General features: G+C 48.6%; 20 protein-coding genes. 19 read left to right on the forward strand and 1 reads right to left on the reverse strand.

Features of this window, described 5'->3' with window-relative positions:
* Positions 1–5 precede the first annotated feature (5 nt).
* The 11 genes from accC (at position 6) to spo0A (ending at position 11,047) form a co-directional block, all read left to right on the forward strand.
* Positions 6–1,349, forward strand: a complete 1,344-nt coding sequence (gene accC, locus PJK55_RS01985; protein ID WP_214748033.1) for an acetyl-CoA carboxylase biotin carboxylase subunit — start codon at positions 6–8, stop codon at positions 1,347–1,349.
* A gap of 112 nt (positions 1,350–1,461) precedes the next feature.
* Positions 1,462–1,848: a transcription antitermination factor NusB gene (gene nusB / locus PJK55_RS01990; protein WP_214692966.1), complete on the forward strand. Its 387-nt coding sequence runs from the start codon at positions 1,462–1,464 to the stop codon at positions 1,846–1,848.
* Positions 1,849–1,911: 63 nt separating this feature from the next.
* Positions 1,912–2,748 (forward strand): bifunctional methylenetetrahydrofolate dehydrogenase/methenyltetrahydrofolate cyclohydrolase FolD, encoded by an 837-nt coding sequence (gene folD, locus PJK55_RS01995; RefSeq protein ID WP_271304628.1) that lies wholly within the window; start codon positions 1,912–1,914, stop codon positions 2,746–2,748.
* Complete coding sequence (gene xseA / locus PJK55_RS02000) at positions 2,741–4,087, forward strand: exodeoxyribonuclease VII large subunit (protein WP_271304629.1); 1,347 nt, start codon at positions 2,741–2,743, stop codon at positions 4,085–4,087. The genes folD and xseA overlap by 8 nt, the downstream gene beginning before the upstream one ends.
* Positions 4,062–4,286, forward strand: a complete 225-nt coding sequence (gene xseB / locus PJK55_RS02005; protein ID WP_271304630.1) for an exodeoxyribonuclease VII small subunit — start codon at positions 4,062–4,064, stop codon at positions 4,284–4,286. The genes xseA and xseB overlap by 26 nt, the downstream gene beginning before the upstream one ends.
* The gene (locus tag PJK55_RS02010; protein WP_271304631.1) at positions 4,283–5,161 is read left to right on the forward strand and encodes a polyprenyl synthetase family protein; all 879 of its coding nucleotides are present in this window, start codon (positions 4,283–4,285) and stop codon (positions 5,159–5,161) included. The genes xseB and PJK55_RS02010 overlap by 4 nt, the downstream gene beginning before the upstream one ends.
* Before the next feature lie 123 nt (positions 5,162–5,284).
* The gene (gene dxs / locus PJK55_RS02015; RefSeq protein WP_271304632.1) at positions 5,285–7,177 is read left to right on the forward strand and encodes a 1-deoxy-D-xylulose-5-phosphate synthase; all 1,893 of its coding nucleotides are present in this window, start codon (positions 5,285–5,287) and stop codon (positions 7,175–7,177) included.
* Between the two features lie 6 nt (positions 7,178–7,183).
* Positions 7,184–7,999 (forward strand): TlyA family RNA methyltransferase, encoded by an 816-nt coding sequence (locus PJK55_RS02020; RefSeq protein ID WP_271304633.1) that lies wholly within the window; start codon positions 7,184–7,186, stop codon positions 7,997–7,999.
* Positions 8,000–8,154: 155 nt separating this feature from the next.
* Positions 8,155–8,604, forward strand: a complete 450-nt coding sequence (gene ahrC, locus PJK55_RS02025) for a transcriptional regulator AhrC/ArgR (protein ID WP_214748051.1) — start codon at positions 8,155–8,157, stop codon at positions 8,602–8,604.
* A gap of 13 nt (positions 8,605–8,617) precedes the next feature.
* Positions 8,618–10,315, forward strand: coding sequence for a DNA repair protein RecN (recN, locus tag PJK55_RS02030; protein ID WP_271304634.1), 1,698 nt, complete (start codon positions 8,618–8,620; stop codon positions 10,313–10,315).
* Positions 10,316–11,047 (forward strand): sporulation transcription factor Spo0A, encoded by a 732-nt coding sequence (gene spo0A, locus PJK55_RS02035; RefSeq protein ID WP_224861415.1) that lies wholly within the window; start codon positions 10,316–10,318, stop codon positions 11,045–11,047.
* A gap of 655 nt (positions 11,048–11,702) precedes the next feature.
* On the opposite strand, the gene PJK55_RS02040 is transcribed toward spo0A, so the two are convergent.
* Positions 11,703–11,951 (reverse strand): DUF2627 domain-containing protein, encoded by a 249-nt coding sequence (locus PJK55_RS02040; protein WP_074033291.1) that lies wholly within the window; start codon positions 11,949–11,951, stop codon positions 11,703–11,705.
* Positions 11,952–12,086: 135 nt separating this feature from the next.
* Here PJK55_RS02040 and PJK55_RS02045 point away from each other — a divergent pair, with 135 nt between their 5' ends.
* From PJK55_RS02045 to PJK55_RS02080, 8 genes are all read left to right on the forward strand, one after another.
* Positions 12,087–13,724, forward strand: a complete 1,638-nt coding sequence (locus tag PJK55_RS02045) for a sigma 54-interacting transcriptional regulator (protein WP_271304635.1) — start codon at positions 12,087–12,089, stop codon at positions 13,722–13,724.
* A 121-nt stretch (positions 13,725–13,845) separates the two neighbouring features.
* Positions 13,846–14,742 (forward strand): phosphate butyryltransferase, encoded by an 897-nt coding sequence (gene yqiS / locus PJK55_RS02050; protein ID WP_271304636.1) that lies wholly within the window; start codon positions 13,846–13,848, stop codon positions 14,740–14,742.
* Positions 14,743–14,767: 25 nt separating this feature from the next.
* Positions 14,768–15,889 (forward strand): Glu/Leu/Phe/Val family dehydrogenase, encoded by a 1,122-nt coding sequence (locus PJK55_RS02055; RefSeq protein ID WP_214782426.1) that lies wholly within the window; start codon positions 14,768–14,770, stop codon positions 15,887–15,889.
* Between the two features lies 1 nt (position 15,890).
* Positions 15,891–16,982, forward strand: a complete 1,092-nt coding sequence (buk, locus tag PJK55_RS02060; protein ID WP_271304637.1) for a butyrate kinase — start codon at positions 15,891–15,893, stop codon at positions 16,980–16,982.
* Positions 16,966–18,375 carry a dihydrolipoyl dehydrogenase gene (lpdA, locus tag PJK55_RS02065; protein WP_271304638.1) on the forward strand — a complete coding sequence of 470 codons (1,410 nt, stop codon included), beginning with the start codon at positions 16,966–16,968 and terminating at the stop codon, positions 18,373–18,375. Before buk ends, lpdA begins: the two co-directional genes overlap by 17 nt.
* Positions 18,376–18,387: 12 nt before the next feature.
* Complete coding sequence (locus PJK55_RS02070; RefSeq protein WP_442899486.1) at positions 18,388–19,395, forward strand: thiamine pyrophosphate-dependent dehydrogenase E1 component subunit alpha; 1,008 nt, start codon at positions 18,388–18,390, stop codon at positions 19,393–19,395.
* Positions 19,395–20,372, forward strand: coding sequence for an alpha-ketoacid dehydrogenase subunit beta (locus PJK55_RS02075; RefSeq protein ID WP_271304639.1), 978 nt, complete (start codon positions 19,395–19,397; stop codon positions 20,370–20,372). The genes PJK55_RS02070 and PJK55_RS02075 overlap by 1 nt, the downstream gene beginning before the upstream one ends.
* A 12-nt stretch (positions 20,373–20,384) precedes the next feature.
* A complete protein-coding gene (locus tag PJK55_RS02080; protein WP_271304640.1) occupies positions 20,385–21,701 on the forward strand; it encodes a dihydrolipoamide acetyltransferase family protein in 1,317 nt (438 codons plus the stop codon).
* The last annotated feature ends 4 nt before the right edge of the window (positions 21,702–21,705 follow it).

The raw sequence follows: 21,705 nt of genomic DNA on the forward strand, positions 1-21,705 counted from the left end.
TCGTTATGAAATTATTAATTGCTAACCGTGGAGAAATCGCGGTTCGAATCATACGTGCTGCAAAAGAATTGAATATTCCGACGGTCGCTGTTTTTTCAGAAGCAGACCGTGAAGCGTTACATGTTCATTTGGCCGACGAAGCATACTGTATTGGACCAAATCCGTCCAAAGACTCGTATTTAAACATTCCAAACATCTTGTCGGTCGCATGTGCCGTGGACGCGACGATGGTGCACCCTGGATATGGATTTTTAGCTGAAAACGCTGAATTTGCCGAGATGTGTGAGGCGTGTGGCATCCAATTTGTCGGACCGAGTAGCTATGCCATCCGCAAGATGGGAATCAAGGATGAGGCCAAACGAACGATGATTGAGTCAGGTGTGCCGGTCGTCCCGGGTTCTAGCGGTGTCGTCACGGATGAAGAGGCCGTAGAACTTGCGCGCGAGATGGGCTATCCGGTCATCATCAAGGCGACGGCAGGTGGTGGGGGACGCGGTATTCGGGTCGCCCGAAACGAAGACGAACTCATCCAAGGGTTGGTCGCTACACGCAAAGAGGCGAAGCAGGCGTTCGGTAACGGAGACGTGTATCTCGAGAAATTTATCGAGTCGTTCCGTCACGTAGAAGTGCAAGTTCTCGCTGACCAATTCGGGAATGTGATTCATTTAGGCGAGCGTGATTGCACGATTCAACGACGGATGCAGAAGCTCGTTGAAGAAGCGCCATCACCTGCGATTGACGAAGCAACACGTCAAATGATGGGAGATGCGGCAGTCAAAGCGGCGAAAGCGATTCAATATTCTGGAGCGGGGACAATCGAGTTCATCTATGTTCCAGAATCCAATGAGTTCTATTTCATGGAAATGAATACGCGGATTCAAGTCGAACACCCGGTCACGGAGATGATCACCGGATTCGATCTCGTGCAAGCACAATTAGAAGTGGCACTCGGGCATCCGCTCGCCATCTCTCAAGAAGACATCACGTTCTCTGGGCATTCGATTGAATGCCGGATCAACGCAGAAGACCCGTTCATGGACTTCCGTCCGATGGCGGGGAAAATCGATCAATACATCGTCCCAGGTGGTATGGGCGTTCGGGTGGACAGCGGTCTATATGCAGGAGCGATGATCCCTCCGTTCTACGACTCGATGGTCGCCAAATTGATCGTACATGCGCCGACGCGCGACGAGGCGATTTTAAAGATGTTACGCGCTTTAGACGAGTTTACGGTTTCGGGAATCAAAACGACGATTCCGTTCCATCAACAAGTGATGGCACATGAACAGTTCCGAATCGGTACATTCGACACGAAATTTGTCGAAAAAGAAATGTCATTGGCGAAATAACAACAACCAGGAAGCCCGAACATTATTTCGGCTTCCTGGTTTTTTGTACTGAATTTATGAGTGCTTTATGCTAAACTATCACAATGAAAGCATGTAAAAGGAGAGTAACTGAATGAAACGTCATGAAGCACGAGAGAAAGCGATTCAAACGCTTTTTCAAATCGAAGTATCTAAATTAGAGGTGGACGAAGCCATCGAATTCGCATTGGACGGGCAAGAGTCTGATCCGTTTTACGAACAACTCGTCACAGGAACGCTAGAGCATCAAGAGGATATTGACGCTTTGCTCGTCGAAAACTTGAAAAACTGGCGCTTGGATCGTCTAGGGAATGTCGAACGTACGATTTTACGTATGGCGACGTTTGAATTGCTATACGTTGAAACGATTCCAGAGAACGTTACCATCAACGAGGCGGTCGAACTCGCGAAATCGTTCGGAGACGAAGAAGCCGGTAAGCTCGTGAATGGCGTACTCGGCAACATTATTAAAGAAGACTAAAAAATAGAGATAAGACACCAGACCAACTACAGAAAAACCTAAAGACAACGGGGGATGAGAGAGATGGCAGTAGTGATCGACGGGAAACAAGTGGCAGCATCATATCGAGAAACGTTGAAAGAACGTGTGACGGAACTTCGCGCACGCAACATCGTACCGAAATTAAAAGTAGTATTGATTGGGGATGACCCAGCAAGTCATAGCTATGTACGCGGGAAAGAACGGGCAGCACAAGAAATCGGGATCGATTCACAAGTGCTCCGTTTCGATGAGACGATTACCGAAAAAGAATTGCTCGACTTGATTGACTTGATGAATGAGGATGAGGAAGTTCACGGGATTCTCGTGCAACTCCCACTACCAAAACACATTGACGAATCACGAGTCATCATGCGCATCTCTCCTAAGAAGGACGTAGACGGCTTCCATCCTGAAAACGTCGGAAAGATGATGCTCGGTCTTGATACGTTGCTTCCATGTACACCACACGGCATCTTGCATCTCGCAAAGACACAAACTGAGATCGCCGGGAAACATGTCGTGGTCGTCGGTCGCAGTCAAATCGTCGGAAAACCAGTCGGCATGTTGTTCTTGAATGAATCTGCTACGGTCACGTACTGTCATTCGAAAACGAAAGACCTTGGAGAAATGACACGACAGGCAGACATCTTAATTGTCGCAGTCGGTCGTGCGGGTCTCGTTACTTCAGACATGGTCAAACCTGGTGCGCTTGTCATCGACGTCGGCGTCAACCGTGTCGAAGGTCGTCTCGTTGGCGACGTCGACTATGAGACCGTTAAAGAGAAGGCGAGTGCGATTACGCCGGTTCCTGGCGGTGTCGGTCCGATGACGATCACGATGCTCATGCACAATACGGTTGAGGTAGCGTCACGTGGCTAACCCACTTCCGGTCTCCGAAGTGGTTCGATATGTGAAGCGACAACTCGATGATGATGTCTTGCTTCGACAAGTCGCGGTCATCGGTGAAATCTCGAATTTTAAACGCTATTCATCTGGTCATTGTTATTTTACCTTGAAAGATGATGCGTCCCGCATGAAAGCCGTCATGTTTTCTCGAGATGCGAAACAGCTTCAATTCGAACCGAAAGACGGAATGAAGGTCATTGCCGTCTCAAGAGTGACGATGTATGAAGCGACCGGTGACGTTCAATTGTACGTCGAACTGATGCGTCAAGACGGGATCGGTTTATTGTACGAACAGTATGAAGCGAGAAAACGTGAACTTGAGGAAAACGGTTGGTTTGATGCAGACCGAAAACAACTCCTTCCGACGTTTCCTGAGCGGATTGGAATTGTCACATCTCCAAAAGGTGCAGCGTTGCATGATATTGCGACGACACTTCGGCGTCGTGCGCCTCACGTCGCCATCACATTCGCTCCTGTGGCCGTACAGGGCGAAATGGCTGCCCCACAAGTGGCATCTGCCATTCGTTGGATGAATGAACGGACCGACTGTGATGTACTCATCGTCGGTCGTGGGGGTGGCTCGATTGAAGAATTGTGGGCGTTTAATGAAGATGTCGTGGTCGAAGCCATCTATGCGTCGACCATCCCGGTCATCTCTGCTGTCGGCCATGAGACAGATTATACGCTCGCTGATTTTGTCGCAGATGTTCGGGCGGCAACTCCGACAGCGGCGGCCGAACTCGCCACAGCGATGATTGATGCCCAGCGGAAAGATGTGGAGCGTCTAGACACCCATCTGCACAAATCCGTTAAGGTTCAACTCGAGGACTCTCGGAATCGTGTAGACCGGATGATTAACAGTTATGGCTTGAAATCACCACGTTACACGATTTCTCAAAAACGAGAACGTTTTGCACAATCGGAGATTCGCCTTGAGCAAGGGATGAAGCGACATCTTTCCGAAGCGACTCATCAACTCCGTCAGTTGTCACAACAGCTTGATGTGAAACGCTTCTCAAAAACCTTGTCGCAACAAGGAGAACAGGTCAATCAAATGGTCGATCGACTTCATCGGACGAAACCATTAGAACAATCGAAACGACAATTTACACAACAGGTAGGAAGATTGCATGCGGTCAGTCCGCTCGCCGTCCTATCACGGGGCTACACGTTCATTGAACAAGATGGAGCATATGTGCAAAATGTGAAAGAATTACGCGATGGGAACATCTCGATTCGTTTTCGGGACGGTCACGCTGTCGCTGAGGTGAAGGAGAGGATTGTTGGTGACGAAAAAAGAACAGACGTTTGAAGCGGCACTTGAACGACTCGAACAGATTGTCTCACAACTCGAAACCGGTGACGTACCGTTAGAGGAAGCGATGACTTTATATGAAGAAGGTGTCCGGTTATCTGCTTTGTGCCAGACAAAACTCTCGGCCGCTGAAAAGAAAATGGACGAAATACTCGAGTTAGACGGTACCCTTCGTGAAAAAGGAGGGTCTGCATGAACCGCACAGATGATTTAAATAAGTGGAAGCGAACTGTCGAGGAATCGATGCGTTCGCTCATTGAGGCGAGTGACATGCCGACGCGACTTCGCGATGCGATGGTCTATTCTCTAGAAGCGGGCGGAAAACGAATCCGTCCCGCGCTTGTCTATGCTGTTTTAGAAACGTACGGTGTTCCACTCGAGCGAGGCAGTGAGGTTGCAGCGACGCTCGAGATGGTCCATACATATTCACTTATTCACGATGATTTGCCGGCGATGGATGATGATGATCTTCGCCGGGGTCGACCGACGAATCACCGACAGTTTGATGAGGCGACTGCCATTTTAGCAGGAGATGCGCTTTTGACGGATGCATTTCGCATTCTTGCGCAAATGTCGCTCCCTGCTGAAGAAATCGTCGAAATCATTCGCGTTTTCGGTCTAGCAGCTGGTAGCTCTGGCATGGTCGGCGGTCAGTTGGACGATATGCTCGCTGAGAAACGGAGTGACGTCACGTTACAGGAACTCCAGTCGATTCATGAACGAAAGACGGGTGCACTGCTCGTCTATGCGCTTGAAGCGGGTGGAATCCTTGCCGGTGTGTCGGAGGAAGATCGGACACAATTAAAACAATTCGGTCGACATCTGGGCATCGCATTTCAGATTCAAGACGATATCTTAGATGTCGTCGGGGACGAACAGACAATCGGTAAACGTGTCGGTTCGGATGAAGAGAATGAAAAAACGACGTATCCGAAACTGCTCGGATTAGACGGGGCGAAGCGTGCACTCGATGCAGAAGTAGAGGCAGCGACCTTTGCCATTGAGTCCCTTTCGATTCAAGCTCCGCTATTATTAGACTTGTTGGCATTTGTGGTGAAACGAAATCATTGATCCCGGTGACACGATGAGCACATCGTGTCACCTTTGTTTTGGGGAATGTGTGGCATCTACCGTCACATTCTTGTAAAATGTAAGGTACGAATCAGTAAATTGTGAGGAGAAAGGATGGTCATTATGGACTTGACATCCATTCAAGACCCGTCATTCCTGAAAAGGATGTCTGTAACCGAACTCGAATCACTCGGCTCAGATATTAGACGATTCTTGATTGAAAAATTGGCAGTGACGGGAGGGCATTTAGCGCCAAACTTAGGAGTTGTAGAGTTGACGCTAGCCCTACACCGTGTATTTGACAGTCCGAAAGACCAATTTGTATGGGACGTCGGTCATCAGGCGTACGTTCATAAAATTTTGACAGGACGTACGAGCCAGTTTGATACCCTTCGACAATACAACGGGTTGTGTGGGTTCCCTAAACGTTGTGAGAGTGAACATGATGTATGGGAAACTGGCCACAGTTCGACGTCGCTTTCAGCAGCAATGGGGATTGCAATCGCAAATGAATTAAAAGGACGTGCGAATGATCGTGCCATTGCCATCATCGGTGATGGAGCGTTGACTGGAGGAATGGCGCTCGAGGCATTGAACCACATCGGTGCCGAGAAGCAGAATGTCATTGTCATCTTGAACGACAATGAGATGTCGATCGCGCCGAACGTTGGGGCGATGCATAATATGCTCGGTCGAATCCGTGCGTCACGTAAACTGAAGCATGCACGGGAAGAGATGGAATCGATCATCAAGCACATTCCACTTGTCGGCAATTCACTCGAACGAAGTGGGGAGCGAGTAAAAGATTTATTGAAGTCTGCACTCATTCCGGGCACATTCTTTGAAGAACTTGGCTTCACTTACTTTGGACCGACTGACGGTCACGATTTGAAAGACTTGCTTGAGACACTCGAGTACGCGAAAAAAATCGATGGACCTGTTCTCGTTCACGTCATCACGAAAAAAGGGAAGGGTTACCGTCCCGCTGAGTTAGACGGTGTCGGAACGTGGCACGGTTTAGGACCTTACAAGATTGAGTCAGGTGAAGTGATCAAAGGGAAGCCAAAAGGACCGAGCTACTCGAAAGTCGTCGCAGAGACGATTACGAAAGTGGCAGAGTCGGATGATCGGGTGACGTTGATCACGCCGGCAATGAGTGTCGGTTCGAAACTCGACTGCTTCACAAAAAAATTCCCGGAACGCATGTTTGACGTCGGGATTGCCGAACAGCATGCGGTAACGCTAGCGGGAGGTCAAGCGACACAAGGTTTGAAACCGGTCGTCTCGATTTACTCAACGTTCTTCCAGCGTGCGTACGATCAACTCGTCCATGACATTTGTCGTCAAAACTTGAACGTTGTATTCACGATTGACCGTTCAGGACTTGTCGGGGCAGATGGAGAGACGCACCAAGGTGTATTCGATATCGCCTTCATGCGTCACGTACCGAACATTCGAATTTTGATGGCGAAAGATGAAGAAGAGTTACAACAACTCGTTTACTCCGCGCTTCGTTACGATGATGGACCGATTGCAATCCGCTTCCCTCGTGGCGAAGGGATTGGCGTACCAATGAGTGATACGCTCCAAGAAATCTCACTCGATGATTGGGAAGTCGAGGCGGAAGGAACGGATGTCGCCATTTTGACGTTCGGACCACAAGTTCAAGACGCGTTAGAAGTACGTTCATTATTAGAAGGCAAGCTCAGTGTGCGCGTCATCAATTGTCGCACGATCAAGCCGCTCGATGATGCAATGCTCACTTCTTTATATGCAGAGGGCATTCCGCTCGTGACACTTGAAGAAGCAGCACTCGCAGGTGGTTTTGGAAGCAGTGTGTTAGAACATGCGAATGAAACAGGAGCGTTCCCGCGGATTCAACGCCTCGGGATTCCAGACCGATATATCGAGCACGGCGGCGTCAACCAACTTTTAGAAGAGATTGGTCTCCGACCAGCCCAAATGGCGGAATCGATTGAACGGTTCGTGATGGAGACAAATCGACAGAATGTGTGAGGGATTATGGAAAAAAGAACGAAAACAAGATTAGATGTACTACTCGTCGAACGCGGTCTCGCTGAAACACGAGAGAAGGCGAAACGGGCTGTCATGGCCGGTCTTGTCTACAGCGGGACCGAACGTCTGGATAAAGCAGGCGATAAAGTGTTTGACGATATCCCTCTTGAAGTGAAAGGTCAAGTTCTACCGTACGTCGGACGAGGCGGACTTAAGCTTGAGAAAGCTCTGCAAGTGTTCCCGCTCGACGTCGAAGGACGTGTTGGGATTGATATCGGCTCCTCGACTGGAGGGTTTACAGACTGTGCCCTTCAAAACGGTGCAACACAAATGTATGCGGTCGATGTCGGTTACAATCAGCTCGCCTGGAAACTTCGGAGCGATGATCGGGTTGTGGTCATGGAACGGATGAACTTCCGTCATGCGACGGCTGATCAATTCCCGGTTAAACCAGATTTTGCGACGATTGATGTTTCTTTCATCTCACTTCGTCTTATGGTGCCACCTCTAAAAGCGATTTTAAAGCAGGAAGGTGTCGTCATGGCGCTCGTCAAACCACAATTCGAAGCCGGTAAAGCCGACGTCGGGAAGAAAGGCATTGTGCGAGACCGTGACGTACATGTGCGAGTGGCGAGTGATATGGTTCGCTATTTTGCATCGGAAGGGTTCTTCGTCGAAGGATTGGATTACTCCCCGATCACAGGCGGAGACGGAAATATTGAATTCCTCTTATTCGCCCGTTATACGGGAGTAGGCGGGATCGAACCATCCCTACAAGTCGAAGACGTGGTGGATGCGGCACATGCCAAACTAAAGGGATAAGCATTGGCTACAGACAGATTTGTCTGTAGCTTTTTGTTATCGATGAAGAAGAGATGGGGAATGGTGGAAATACCCACTGGAATGCTAGACCTTTTTTCGACAATACTTTAGAATGATAATGTGTATGTGAAACGAAAAATGAGGTGTCAGCGCTTATGAATAAAGGACAGCGATTGATTAAAATTCGAGACATCGTAACGAATCGTGAAATCGAAACGCAAGATGAATTAGTAGACGAACTTCGTCGCTTAGGATATCCCGTCACACAGGCGACTGTATCTCGGGATATTAAAGAGTTACATTTAGTGAAAGTTCCCTTGAATGACGGACGATATAAATACAGCTTGCCTGCCGATCAGCGTTTTAACCCATACGGAAAAATGAAGCGCATCCTCGGTGACAGCTTCGTCTCGGTCGACTCAGCTCAAAACTTGGTTGTCATGAAAGTACTACCAGGTAACGCGGATGCAATCGGTGTCTTGATTGACCATCTGTCATGGGACGAATTGATTGGAACAGTTTGTGGAGATGACACGATTCTCATGATTGCTCGCGATGAGGAGAAAGCGAAACAAATCATCGATCGACTACTCGGAATGTTATGAGGTGAAAGTACGTATGTTGGCAGAACTATCAATCAAACAGTTTGCGATTATCGACGAATTAAACATTCCGTTTAATCGGGGCATGACCGTTCTCACGGGTGAGACAGGTGCCGGTAAATCGATTTTGTTAGATGCGATTGGGTTGCTTGTTGGAGGACGTGGATCGAGCGAATTCGTTCGTTATGGTCAGGATAAGGCCGAAATCGAAGGGATGTTCATGGTTGAATCGGATCATCCGGTCATTGAGGCGGCCGAACAATACGGCATCGAAATCGAGGACGGGACAGTCATTTTACGCCGAGACTTACATAGTAGCGGGAAAAGCGTCTGCCGTGTGAATGGAAAGATGATGCCACTCTCGACGCTACGTGAATTCGGTCGCTTACTTGTCGATATTCATGGTCAGCATGAACATCAACACTTGATGGACTCAGAATTTCACTTGGGCATTCTCGACCATTATGCCGAAAAGGAAATCGCTCCATTATTAGAGGAATATCAGACAGCGTACGCATCTTGGAAGCAAGTCGCGGATGAACTGAAGCGACTCAGCCAAAGTGAACAAGAGCTTGCACAACGCATGGACTTATTATCGTTTCAAACGAAAGAAATTGAAGCTGCTGAACTAAAAGAGGGTGAAGAACAGGCGTTAATGGAAGAACGGGATGAATTAGCGAACTTTGAACGCATTCATCAACACATTCGCCTGTCTTATGAGGCGGTCGCGGAAGATTCGAACGGACTTGACCAAATTGGGGTCGCAATGCGCGAGATGGAAGAAGCTTCTCAATTGTCCTCTTCCCTCGCATCTGTGTCAGAGACAATCTCGAATGCTTATTATTTGCTCGAAGATGCGAAATTTCAGTTACGAGACCAACTCGACTCACTTGAGTTCGATCCGATTCGGTTAGATGAAATCGAGTCGCGTCTTGCACTGTTCCAACAGCTTAAGCGGAAATATGGCACGACAATCGAAGAAGTCATCACTTACGGTGAACAAGTATCCGATGAATTGAAATCGATGACGAATCGTGAGGAGTTGCTGCAAACACTGTCAGAAGATCTTTTGCGATTAGAGAAAGTCGCAAAAGAGGCAGGCGCACGACTGTCAGCGTCACGTAAAGCGGCGGCTGAGTCCCTTCAGCACGACATCCATCGAGAATTAAAAGAATTATATATGGAGAAAACAGCGTTTGAAGTCCGATTCCGAACGACGCCATTAAAACAAGACGGTCTTGATGATGTCGAGTTTTATATGATGACGAACGTCGGGGAACCATTCAAGCCACTTGCAAAAGTAGCTTCAGGTGGTGAACTTTCCCGTGTCATGTTAGCTCTTAAATCAATCTTTTCCCGCACGGTCGGAGTCGCATCGATTATCTTTGATGAAGTCGATACAGGAGTATCAGGGCGTGTCGCACAGGCGATGGGAGAAAAAATCTTCCGTCTGTCTGTCGGGTCGCAAGTGTTGTGTATCACGCACTTAGCTCAAGTTGCTGCAATGGCAGATCAGCACCTATATATCACGAAGACGGAAACAGACGACCGGACGAAGACAAACGTTGCCACTCTCGACCGCGAGAGCCGGATTGACGAGCTAGGTCGAATGATTGCTGGTATTCAAATGACAGACTTGACGAAGCAACATGTTGAAGAGTTGCTCGAAATGTCACAGCAAGTAAAACAGAAGTTCATCAAAGGAGTGTCATAAGTGATTACATTATGTATTGCGGACGACAATCGAGAAATCGTCGATTTGTTGAGCCGACAACTAGAATCTGAGCCTGATCTCCGTGTCGTTGGAACAGCGCACGATGGTGAAGCGTGCTTGGAGGTCGTCAAGACACACCAACCGGATGTACTCTTACTCGATATTATCATGCCTCATTTGGATGGGATCGGAGTATTGCAACGTTTACATGAAGAGTTCGGTGATGATAAGCCAGAAGTGATCATGTTGAGTGCGTTCGGAAAAGATGAAGTGACGAAACAAGCGGTTCAATTGGGTGCCTCTTACTTTCTCGTCAAACCTTTCAATATCCAACAACTATTGACGAAAATTCGTGAGTTGTCGGATGGTGCGAATCGCGAATTCGAAGGAATGTCTCCAGACGAAATTGAAATTTCGCTCTTGCTCCAACAGCTTGGGATTTCTCCTCGAATTAAAGGGTTCAAGTATATCCGCCAAGCCGTCATTTACGTACGCGAGCGTCAAGATTTGCTTGGATTGATTACGAAGGAATTGTATCCGATGGTCGCAAAAGAGCATGATACGACTTCGTCACGTGTAGAGCGGGCGATGCGTCACGCCATCAAGACGGCGTGGGAGAATGGAATGCGCGATCATGAGATGTTTGAAGGGCGACCTGAGCGTGAGCGGAGTCCGAAGAACTCGGAGTTCATTTCATATTTCGTCACCTACTTGTCGTTTAAAAGCAACTGAATCGTTCAAAAAGACTAAGCTGTTTGATGGCTTAGTCCTTTTTGTAAAATAATCAATAAAAAATTTATTTACTTTATGAAAGAAAGCGCTTGCAAAACGAGAGTGTTTTGTTATAATAAAGGTGTACCAAGTTACTTGGACAAGCGTCAGATGAACGCTTTTCAAACTTGTTCCGGAGCAATGTTTGAAGAAACAAAATCATCTCGGTTCGCTATCCGACAATAGCTCAGAGGTGGGAACGACATCTCAAGTCGTTAATGTCCCGACGTGAGGTCGCGACAGTCGCTCATTCGCGAGACGATTCTATCATCAACTCGAAGCTAGGGGTTGATATAGGAAAAACGAATCGTTCAGTTAACCAAAAGGAGTGTTGTCAACCGTTGAATAGTTTATGGCAAGCGTTCGACTTCACGATGGATGGTTGGACATGATCCGATAACAAAAAAAGTTAGTAACTCGAATGGAAGTGTTCCGTTCACGCAAGACGGCAGTTACTAAAGTTCTTTCATACTTCTTCATTAAGAAGACGTTGGATCTCATGTCAATGGAAGTATAGCAGTTGGAAAGGAGATCATCCGTAGTGATCACAATTCAATACGAATAAAAGGTTCCGCACTTGAAATGAAGTCAAGTTAGGGAACCTTTTTTTGTGCGCTTATGAGTCGAGTCGTTGAACTTTACCTGTTTTTTTGTCGCGGTTAAATATATAGCCAGCTACAAATCCGATCCCGCCCATGGCGAGCAGAAGTCCAAAAGTCCCCTGCAACATGGAGGCGGCAGCGAGTGAATCAATCCATGTGAATGGTCCACTCGTCTTCAAAAAGAAGCTATCACGAAGTAATTTGATTCCGTAAACACCGAGTAAACCAGGGACGATTAAGATTAGAAGCGCGATGAAACGCATGCAATCTCCTCCTTTACCATACATTATTTTAACAGAAATTCATTCATTCCACACTGTCTATTTTTAGGCGGCTTGCGCATCATGTTTGGATTCAGTAGCATGAAGATGAGAAGAGAGAAAGATGGGGGTATTCGTATGAATAAACGGTTGATGATTGTCGGGGCAGGAAAAGGGGGGACGGAAGTTCTGAACATGTTGATGGACTCTCCGCTTGCTACAATCGTGGCGGTCGTGGACTCCGATGCATCGGCTGAAGGAATCGCACTTGCCAAAAGTTATGGAATTGCCGTGACGGACAATTGGACGAAATATGCGGATGCAGCATTGGACTTTGTCATTGAGACGACAGGGCAGCATCAAACGTTTGAAGAGTTGAAGGATCATTATCAAGACGCAGTTGTGTTGCCGGGAGAGTTTATTCGAATCGTTGTCGAGCGATTGAAACAGAATCAACAGATGCTTGAGGCAATCATCGAGTGTACGAGTGAGGCGATTTCGGTAGCCGATCATCACGGCAACACCATCTTGATCAATCCGTCTTACACACGATTGACGGGATTCAAAAAGGAAGATGTCGTCGATAAGCCTGCCACTGCCGACATCGGGATGCAGGAGAGTGTACATTTGAAAGTATTATCGACGGGGCAGGGTGTTCGAGATATTCGGATGCAAATCGGGGCGACGCGACGTGACATCCTTGTAAATGCCGAACCAATCATCGTTGAGGGGAAATTGCGAGGTTCGGTCGGCGTCATTCGAGACGTGTCTCAAATACGTGCGCTGCGTGATGAATTACAAGAAGCGAAAACACGCATTCGAAATCTAGAGGCGAAATATCAGTTTGCCGATATCATCGCGACAAGTGATACGATGCGATTCGTCATCGATCAAGCGAAATTGGCAGCTGTGACCCCGGTGACAGTATTGATTCGCGGAGAATCGGGAACAGGAAAAGAACTGTTCGCCCATGCCATTCATGGGGAGTCCCCTCGGAAATTCAAAAAGTTTATCCGGGTAAACTGTGCAGCCATTTCACCCACGCTTCTCGAAAGTGAACTGTTCGGATATGAAGATGGTGCGTTCAGTGGTGCGAAGCGTGGTGGAAAGACAGGTTACTTTGAGGAGGCAGACGGCGGCTCGCTCTTTTTGGACGAAATCGGAGAACTGCCACTCGATGTCCAAGTGAAGCTTCTGCGTGTCCTTCAAGAAAATGAGATTGTCAGAGTCGGAGGGACGACGGCGATTCCGATTGATGTCCGCATCATCGCTGCGACGAATGCCGATCTTGAACAGAAAGTGGCAGATGGGACCTTCCGTGAAGATTTGTACTATCGCATCAATCGCATGCCCATCCATATCCCTCCCCTTCGTGAACGGTTGAATGAACTCGAGGCACTTTGTGACCGGATCATTCGAAAGTTAAATCAAGAATATGGTCGGAGTGTTCAAGGGGTGGATGAAGATGCCCTCATGCTTCTAAAAAGTCAGCATTGGAAAGGGAACGTCCGAGAACTTGAGAATGTGATTGGTCGGGCGATGATTTATATGGCGAGCACGGAACAATGGATTGCTCCACATCACCTGCAATTATCACCTCGCACGCCGAGTCAGAAAGTCGTCGAGTCTCGAACGCTCCATGAGGCGGTTGCGAAATATGAGCGTGATTTGATTGAACGAACGATTGAAGAAACTGGTGGGAATAAGTCAGAAGCTGCACGTCGATTAAAAATTTCAATTCGAACTTTGTATAACAAATTAGAAACCATGCAGTAAAATGCATGAATTTATCTGCACGGTAAGCAATTATTTGCATAGTTACCCGCGTGATAAAGCGCTTACAATTTAGGAAACAAACTTGCTTATGTTATAGTGTAGAGAGCAAGGGGGGACAATGATGAATTTTGAACGGATGCTGACGAACGCAAAACAACTAGAGGGTTGTACGGTGTCCATTGCGGGGGCAGCGGATGAAGAAGTGATCCGAGCCGTAAAACTTGCCACAGATCATGGATTGTCACGTTTCATTTTATTTGGTGAAGCCCGGGAAATCCGAAAGTTATGTGAACAGTATGGAATCGATGAGTCAGACGTCGATATTTTACATGCAAAAGGTGATGTAGAAATTGCCAGACGTGCTGCACTGGCCGTGAAAAACAAAGAGGCGGATGTGCTCATGAAAGGGATGGTATCGACATCGACATTCATGAAAGCCGTCCTCAATCGAGAGGCCGGTCTTCGGACGAACCGGACGCTCAGTCATATCGCATTATTTCAAATTCCAAATCGGGAAAAATTGATTGGTGTGACTGATGCTGCAATCCATATCGCGCCATCGCTCGAAGAAAAGGTCGAAATCATTCATAATGCGGTAGAGGCGATGCATGACATCGGTTACGAATCGCCAAAAGTCGCAGCGATTGGCGCTGTTGAGGTTGTCAACCCTCAGATGAACGCGACGCTCGATGCCGCATTGCTCAGTCAGATGAATCGTCGGGGACAAATCAAAGGCTGTATCGTAGATGGACCGCTCGCCCTTGATAACGCGGTCGATATGATCGCAGCGAAACAAAAAGGAATTAATAGTGAAGTGGCGGGGCAAGCAGATTTATTAGTCGTACCATACATAGAGGTCGGCAACGTCCTTTATAAATCAATCATGTATTTCGCAGAGGCGAGCGTTGCGGCGATTGTCGTTGGCGCATCTGCCCCTGTCGTATTGACGAGTCGTGCCGATACAGCGGAGGCGAAACTTTATTCCCTCGCATTCGCTTTGTTACATGCCAAAAACTAATCGTACTTAACAGGAGGAATTGATCATGATGGAAACAAACACAGAACCACGCTTCCGTATTTTTGATGTCTTACAATCTGAGGATTACGAACAAATCGTATTTTGCCAAGACCAAGCGTCTGGGCTAAAAGCAATCATTGCGATCCACGATACGACGCTCGGTCCAGCACTTGGCGGACTTCGCATGTGGAATTATGAGTCAGAGCAAGAAGCGCTCACAGACGTGTTGCGTCTCGCAAAAGGAATGACTTATAAAAATGCTGCGGCTGGTCTCAACCTTGGAGGCGGGAAGGCTGTCATCATCGGAAATGCCAAGACGGACAAGTCAGAAGCTCTCTTCCGCGCATTCGGTCGTTACGTACAATCACTCAGCGGACGTTACATCACTGCTGAAGATGTGAATACGACGGTTGCTGACATGGACTTCATCCATATGGAGACGGATTACGTCACAGGAGTCAGCCCTGCTTTCGGTTCAAGTGGTAACCCTTCACCAGTAACGGCGTATGGTGTCTACCGCGGTATGAAAGCCGCTGCGAAATGGAAGTTCGGAACAGACTCACTCGCAGGGAAGACGGTTGCCGTGCAAGGTGTCGGTAACGTAGCCTACAACTTATGTCGTCACCTCCACGAAGAAGGCGCGCATTTGATTGTGACAGACATCAACGAAGAAGCGCTCAAACGTGCAGAAGCAGACTTTGGTGCGACGGTCGTCAAACCAGATGAGATTTATGCAGTCGAGTGTGACATTTTTGCTCCATGTGCACTCGGTGCAGTCATCAACGACAAAACGATTCCACAATTGAAAGCACAAATCGTTGCGGGTGCCGCAAACAACCAATTGGCGGAAGATCGTCACGGGGATGTGCTTGACGAGAACGGGATCCTCTACGCGCCAGACTTTGTCATCAACGCTGGAGGTGTCATCAACGTCGCGGACGAACTTGAAGGTTACAACCGTGAACGGGCAATGAAGAAAGTCGAACTCATCTATGACAACATGATGCGTGTCTTTGAAATCGCGGAGCGTGATGGAGTACCGACGCACGTGGCGGCTGACAAGATGGCCGAAGAACGGATTCACATGATGGCACGTTCACGTAGTCAGTTCCTTAAAGTTGAAAAAAGTATTCTAGGGAGACGCTAAGATGACAAAACGGCTAATTCTTGCGATCAACCCAGGGTCGACCTCGACAAAAGTTGGATTGTTTGATGGGAAGGAAGAAGTGATGACACGTACGGTCCGCCATGAGATTGACGTGACCGGTCTCAGCCTTCCTGAGCAGTTACCTCATCGTGAGCAAGAAGTGCGTGCCTTGTTAGAAGAGACTGGCATCGCGGTCAATGATTTGACCGCGATTGTCGGTCGTGGTGGTTTGCTTGCACCGATGACATCAGGAACGTATACCGTCAATGATTTGATGCGAGAGGACTTGACGAGCGGAAGATTCGGAATGCATGCGTCTAACCTCGGTGGATTGATTGCATCCAAAATAGGAGAGATTGAAGGAATCCCAAGTTTCATCGTTGACCCTGTCGTTGTCGATGAGATGCATGAGTTGGCAAGAAAGACCGGGATGGCCGACATCGATCGCCGTAGTATTTATCATGCCCTGAATCAAAAAGCCGTCGCCAAACGCTTTGCGACTGAAAATGGAAGCGATTACAATGAGCTGAATTTGATTGTCGCTCACTTGGGCGGAGGGATTACGGTCGGTGCGCATCAGCATGGACGCGTCATCGATGTGAACAACGGACTAGACGGTGATGGACCACTTGCTCCAGAACGGGCAGGTTCAATTCCTGTTGGACAGGTAGTAGAACTATGTTATAGTACCAGGTATAAAGAATCGGAAATGAAAAAGAAAATTGTCGGTCAAGGTGGGTTGTTCGCACACCTCGGTACATTCGATGCGATTGAGATTGAGCAACGAATGGAATCGGGAGATGATGAGGCGAGACTCCTTTATGAGACGATGGCTTACCGTGTCGCACAAGAGATTTCAAAACATGGTGCGACGCTCAGTGGTCGAGTGGATGCCATCTTATTGACAGGTGGAATCGCTTATTCTGACTGGCTGACTGACAAGATTAAAGAGCGTGTCGCATTCCTCGCGCCGGTATACGTTTATCCAGGTGAAGATGAATTGAAAGCCTTGGCAGAAGGGGCACTTCGCGTCATCGAGAAGGAAGAGACCGCAAGAGAATATGAGGGGGATACACATGGCACGAGAATTTGATGTTGTCGTCATTGGTGGAGGACCAGGAGGATATGTGGCTGCGATCAAGGCTGCACAGGCTGGTAAATCTGTCGCAATCGTCGAGGCGAGAAAATTAGGCGGCACCTGCTTACATAGAGGCTGCATCCCTACGAAAGCTCTTCTAAAAGCTGCCCATGTCTATCAAACGGCGAAACAGGGGGCAACGTACGGCGTAGAAACGGGAAGTGTGACGTTCAACATGGAACGAGCCCAAACGTATAAACGCGATCTTGTAGCTGGTCTTGAAAAAGGAATCGAGCACTTGATGAAACAAGGGAAAATTGAAGTGTTTCGCGGAAAAGCCTCGATCCTTGGACCAAGTATCTTCTCGCCACAACCTGGGACCGTATCCGTTGAAGATGAAAGCGGTGAGTCAGAACTCATCTTGCCAAACCAATTGATTATCGCAACAGGTTCGATTCCGCGTGAACTTCCTGGATTGCCGTTCGATCACGAACGTATCTTAAACTCGGACGACCTCCTCAATTTTGAGACACTACCTGAATCGATTGCGATTGTCGGTGGTGGTGTCATCGGAGTCGAATGGGCGTCCATGCTCGTCGATTTAGATGTGAACGTGACGTTGATCGAAGTAGGAGATCGATTACTTCCACTTGAGGACAAGGCGGTCTCTCGTGAGGTGGAACGTCTATTGAAGAAGCGTGGCGTCCGTGTGAAGAAGAGCGTGACGGTCGACGCCGAACGAACATTGATTCACGAAAATACAGTGGAGCTTGCTGTCGGGGAAGAGATGTTACAAGTAGACTGTGTCCTCGTCTCGGTTGGCCGAGTTGCCAACACGGAAGACTTAGGACTTCAAAACACTTCTATCGTCGTAGAGAATGGGATCATTCAAGTCGATAGTCAGTATCGGACGAAAGAACGTCATATCTTCGCAATCGGGGATTGCATCGGGAAGTTACAACTCGCTCACGTCGCGTCTGCAGAAGGCGTGAAGGCGGTCGAAACGATTCTTGGACTTGAACCAACACCACTCGATTACGCGCTCATCCCACGTTGTGTATACAGCGTCCCTGAAGTCGCTTCGGTCGGCTTGACGGAAGAGGCGGCGAAAGATGCCGGACATGATGTGAAAACGGGGACATATCGCTTCAATGGACTCGGGAAAGCGCGGATTGAAGGACAAGCCGACGGATTCGTCAAACTCGTTTCAGACAAAGAAACAGATGACCTTCTCGGTGTTCATATCGTCGGACCGAAAGCGACTGAACTCATCACAGAAGGTGGACTCGCGCTCGTCTTGAACGCGACGGCTTGGGAGATGGGACAACTCGTGCACCCACACCCTGCATTAAGCGAAGCCTTCCAAGAAGCGGCACTTGCCGTCGATGGATTACCGATTCACGCCTAAGGAGGAACAAGGATGGAACAGATGACTGTAAACTCATATGAAGAGCTTGGTTTAACCAAACAAGATTTATTGGCGATGTATGAAACGATGGTACGCGCCCGTAAGATTGATGAACGGATGTGGAAGTTGAACCGCGCCGGGAAAATCCCGTTCGTCGTTTCATGTCAAGGACAAGAAGCGGCGCAGGTCGGTGCGGCGTTCGCGCTCGAGAAAGGAGTCGACTACGTATTGCCTTACTATCGTGATGTGGCGGTTGTTCTTCACTTCGGTCAAACATCAAGAGACTTGATGTTGTCTGCATTTGCGAAAGCGGAAGATCCGAACTCGGGCGGTCGTCAGATGCCTGGTCACTTCGGCTCGAAAGAACATCGCATCGTGACGGGTTCATCTCCGGTTACGACACAAGTCCCTCATGCGGTCGGAATTGCACTTGCGGCGAAGATGAAAAAAGAAGAACTCGTCACGTTCGTCTCGTTCGGAGAAGGCTCATCAAACCAAGGTGATTTCCACGAAGGGGCAAACTTTGCTGGCGTCCATAAATTACCGGTCATCTTGTTCTGTGAGAACAACAAATATGCGATTTCGGTACCACTTACGAAACAGTTGGCATGCGAGCGTGTATCAGACCGTGCAAAAGGTTACGGGATGCCAGGTGTGACAGTCGACGGGACAGACCCGATTGCTGTATATGCGGTCGTGAAGGAAGCGCGTGAACGTGCACTTCGCGGAGAAGGACCGACGCTAATCGAAGCAGAAGTCGAGCGTCTCGTCCCACACTCATCAGATGATGATGACAAAGCATACCGTTCAGCTGAAGAATTGGCAGGATTAAAAGAGCGGGATGGCATTCAATTGTTCCGTCAACGACTTGTGAACGACGGTATTGCAACGGCGGATACACTTGCCGAAATCGATGCACAAATCGATGCTGAAGTGAATGAAGCGACGACATATGCAGACAAAGCACCGTACGCATCACCTGAATCTGCATTGGATTACGTCTATGAGGAGGAAAAATGATGAAAACGTTTATCGAAGCGATCAATGAAGCGATTCATGAGGAAATGGAGCGCGACGAAAACGTCTTCGTCGTCGGGGAAGACGTCGGCGTACGTGGTGGTGTATTCCGTGCCACACAAGGCTTGATTGAGAAGTATGGTGAAGACCGTGTCATCGACGCACCGCTCGCTGAAAGTGCGATTGCCGGTGTAGGAGTCGGGGCTGCCATGTACGGCATGCGTCCGATTGCAGAAATGCAATTCGCAGACTTTATCATGCCAGCAGTGAACCAAATCGTATCGGAAGCGGCAAAAATTCGATACCGCTCAAACAACGACTGGACGTGTCCGATGGTCATCCGCGCTCCGTTCGGTGGTGGCATTCACGGGGCACTCTATCACTCGCAATCTGTCGAGGCGATGTTCAGTTCGACGCCAGGTCTTAAAGTCGTCATTCCATCAGACCCGGTCGATGCGAAGGGATTGTTGAAAGCAGCAATCCGTTCGAACGACCCTGTCCTCTTCTTCGAACATAAGCGTGCCTATCGTCTTTTGAAGGCGGACTTGCCAACGGACGAATACACGGTTGAAATCGGTAAGGCAGCTGTCAAACGTGAAGGTGACGATATCACAATCATCACGTACGGTCTTTGTGTCCATATGGCACAAGAAGCTGCGAAAACACTCGAAGAGGAAGGAATCAGTACGCATATTCTTGATCTTCGTACCGTCTATCCGCTCGACCAGGATGCAATCATCGAGTCGGTCAAGAAGACCGGTAAAGTGTTACTCGTGACAGAGGACAATAAAGAAGGAAGCATCATCGGAGAAGTCGCGGCGATTATCGCAGAAAGGGCGCTCTTTGAACTCGATGCGCCGATTGAACGCTTAGCGGGTCCTGATGTTCCGGCTATGCCATATGCACCACCTATGGAAAAATTCTTTATCGTATCCCCAGAAAAAATTGCCGAGCGGGCGCGTCAGCTCGCCGCGTTTTAAGGAGGCGGCTCCATGGAACAAACGATTATAATGCCCCAACTTGGTGAGAGTGTAACGGAAGGCACGATTACGACATATCTCGTCAAACCGGGCGACCGTGTGGAAGAGTATGAACCACTCGCCGAAGTGATGACAGATAAAGTTACGGCCGAAATTCCGGCAACAAGTGCAGGAATCGTAAAAGAATTTCTCATTCCAGAAGGTGAGACGGTCAGTGTCGGGACACCAGTCCTGACGATGGAAGTCGAAAGTGCAGAGGAAGCTGTGACCGAGACGAAGACAGAACCAGTCGCGGAAGCTGCACCGTCAGTTCCATCTGAAGCGAAGCAAGCTGTTGCGACGGTTCCGAAAAAACAGAGTGGGAACGGTCGATATTCTCCTGCCGTCATCCGACTCGCGAATGAGAACAACATCGATTTGAATGAATTGAGCGGAAGCGGCCTAGGCGGTCGGATCACGCGGAAAGATATTCTTCGTTATTTATCAGAAGGACGCCCTGCATCAACTCCTGAGAAAGTGACACAAGCACCTCTCCAAGAGACAATGGTACAAACAAAAATGGATGTTCCGACTGAGGCACCACGTCCTGCCGTCGAGCCTTCACAACCAGCTGCCTCGACATCTACAGGTCGATACGAAACGATTCCGACAGCAGGTGTGCGTCAAGCGATTGCGAACAATATGGTTCGCTCGAAGCATGAGGCGCCACACGCATGGCTCATGATTGAGGTCGATGTAACGAATCTCGTCGAGGCACGTGCGAGATTGAAGGATGAGTTCATGAAGCGGGAAGGGGTCAAGTTGACGTTCATGCCGTTCTTTATGAAAGCGGCCATCGAGGCATTGAAGAAGTATCCGATGATGAACTCGGAATGGGCAGGCGATCACATCAAAGTTCACCAAGACATTCATCTTTCTGTGGCCGTCGCGGCAAACGATGCCCTGTATGTGCCGGTCATTCGTCAAGCGGATGAGAAGAATATAAAAGGGCTTGCCGTGGCCCTTCAAGACGTGGCATCACGTGCGCGTGAGAATCGCTTGAAAGCTGAAGAGATGCGTGGCGGGACGTTCACGATCAACAACACAGGGGCGTTTGGCTCAATCCAATCGGCACCGATTTTGAATTACCCACAAGCGGCAATCCTATCTGTCGAATCAATCGTGAAACGTCCTGTCTGGATGAACGGGATGTTCGCGGCACGGGACATGGTCAACCTGTGTATGTCAGTCGACCATCGTGTCCTCGACGGTCTCGTCGCAGGTCAGTTCTTGCAAGCGATCAAGCAGTCGCTCGAGTCGATTGACCCGAACACATATACAGTCTATTGATGTA

Origin of the sequence: Exiguobacterium sp. MMG028, assembly GCF_027947425.1 — a bacterium.
GTDB classification, from domain to species: domain Bacteria; phylum Bacillota; class Bacilli; order Exiguobacteriales; family Exiguobacteriaceae; genus Exiguobacterium; species Exiguobacterium aestuarii_A.